Source organism: Oleiphilus sp. HI0128, from assembly GCF_001635365.1.
Genome location: NZ_LWGG01001036.1, coordinates 1 through 2,253, shown reverse-complemented (window position 1 = coordinate 2,253; position 2,253 = coordinate 1). Strand labels below are relative to the sequence as shown.

General features: G+C 42.3%; 1 protein-coding gene and 1 pseudogene. Both read left to right on the top strand.

From position 1 onward, the window contains the following. Window positions 1–308: pseudogene (locus tag A3763_RS29695) on the top strand (tRNA glutamyl-Q(34) synthetase GluQRS); the annotation flags it as partial. Between the two features lie 93 nt (window positions 309–401). After that, complete coding sequence (locus A3763_RS17645) at window positions 402–1,823, top strand: sigma-54 dependent transcriptional regulator (RefSeq protein ID WP_068553491.1); 1,422 nt, start codon at window positions 402–404, stop codon at window positions 1,821–1,823. Window positions 1,824–2,253: the final 430 nt, after the last annotated feature.

Below are 2,253 nucleotides of genomic sequence, written 5' to 3'. Positions count from 1 at the left end.
TAAGAGGCTACGACCTACTCTTCTCTACTCCCATGCAATTGGCACTCTATCAAGCGCTTGACTATAAGCCTCCCGAATTCTCTCATTTCCCGGTACTATCTGCTAAAGGTCAGAAGCTGAGTAAACAAAACCACGCGAAGGCCGTCTCTTCTCTCCAAGCCAAAGAGAATTTGAGCTGTATCTTTAGGCTGTTGGGGATTGAGATATCATCAAAATGCTTATCTATCCCTCAAATGCTAGAAACTGCCATTGAACACTGGAACCCTAAAGTTCTCTCACGAGTTAAAGAGCTTCCATCTCCATATTGAGTTTTCGCGTGCCAGCTTTGGTATGAAGTCAAAATAAGTTATGATTCTTCGTCCACACAATAAAGCAACTAAACCTAATTTAAGCAGGGCTACATGCGCCGAATATTAATCATTGAAGATGACATTGATCACCGCGCGGGTTTACAAAATTTTCTAGAAGATGCTTTACACCAGGTTGATGTCGCATCATCAGTCAACGAGGCCGCTGAAACTTATGCGCTACCCTCTTTTGATTTAATCATTTCGGATATCCACCTGCCCAACCAGCCCGGGACAGATATTATAAAATTAGCTCAGGGCGTACCTGTTTTGGTCACTACGGGGCAAGCCAGTTTACGCTCCGCTGTCGACGCTATGAAACTTGGTGCGGCTGATTACCTCGCCAAACCCTTTGACCATAAAGACCTGATTGACATCGTCAACAGCATACTGAAGCAAACTCCCTCTCCCATTCTAGCGAGCGCGACCAGCAATGAAGATGACGATGCAGATAAGCAGATCGGTCAACTAATTTTCGGCCAATGCCAAGCCATGAAGAAAGTGTTCCACTTAATGAAAAAAGTGGCACCTACTGAAGCAACCGTATTAATTCAAGGCGAAACAGGCAGTGGTAAAGAGCTGGCCGCGCGAGCTATCCATAAATTAAGCAATCGTCGTAATCACGAATATATTTGTATCAACTGTGCCGCAATCCCTGAATCGCTAATTGAGTCCGAACTATTCGGTCACGAAAAAGGCGCATTTACCGGGGCAGTAAGCGCTCGAAACGGTCTAATCGAAGCCGCTGATGGCGGCACCTTATTTCTGGACGAAATAGGTGAACTACCACTTGAAGCCCAAGCTCGCTTATTACGCGTTCTGCAAGAAGGGGAAATCAGGCGTGTTGGCTCAACCCAGTCTCGACAAGTTAATGTTCGGCTTATTGCCGCAACTCACCGAAACCTCAAGGCACTTTCTCGTACTGGCCAATTTCGAGAAGATTTGTTCTATCGTCTAAATGTTGTCCAGCTCAAGCTCCCCCCATTAAGAGAGCGAGGCGATGATATTCTTGGTCTTGCAAATACTTTGCTTGCCAAAGCAAGTGACAAGCTTGGCCAAGCAAATATCAAGTTCAGTCCGGATGCAATGAAAGCCGTTCAGGAATATCACTGGCCTGGAAATGTCCGTGAACTTGAAAATGCTATTGAGCGTGGAACCATTCTTTGCGATAACAAGATGATTACCGCTGAATTATTAGATATTGAGTCGGAAGTTGATGATATCAATATTCCAAAGGGATTGATTACACCACAAGTTAATTCCCCTTACAGCGCAGCTTCCCAACTCCCATCTGCCGAAAAGTCTTCAGCCTCCTCTAGCAAAAGCTTATCAATCGAAGACTATTTCCAACAATTTGTTCTCGAAAACCAAGACCATATGAATGAAACAGAACTGGCCAAGCGCCTGGGCATCAGCCGTAAGAATCTATGGGAACGTAGACAGCGACTAGGAATACCTCGCAAAAAGAGCAACTAGAAGTGAGACCTGCCTCACATTTTGTTGCATAAGGAAACACTTACTGTAATTAAGAAAATCACTTTCCTCCAAAAATGTTACCAGGCGTTACCTATCGAAACATATTTACCTGATTTTTTGTCACATTTTAGTATTTTGACCACTCTCTTTAAGCATAAATCGTATAAGAAAATCATAAGTTACTGTTTATTAAGTATTTATTAAGTGCTGGTACAGCTAATGCTACTCTTACTAGCATAAAAATAAAAATAACCAATATTAGTTATACAAATAAAAATAAAAATAGTAGTTAGCTTCTATTGTAGAAACCGCAGCGATAAAAATAATAAATGCGGGGTAAACTGAATATTTTGAATGCCTAGCTTTTTAGCGGCCGAAAAAATGAATTGAGTTATTGTTTCTGACTAATAAGAACACATAAAGTGGCACT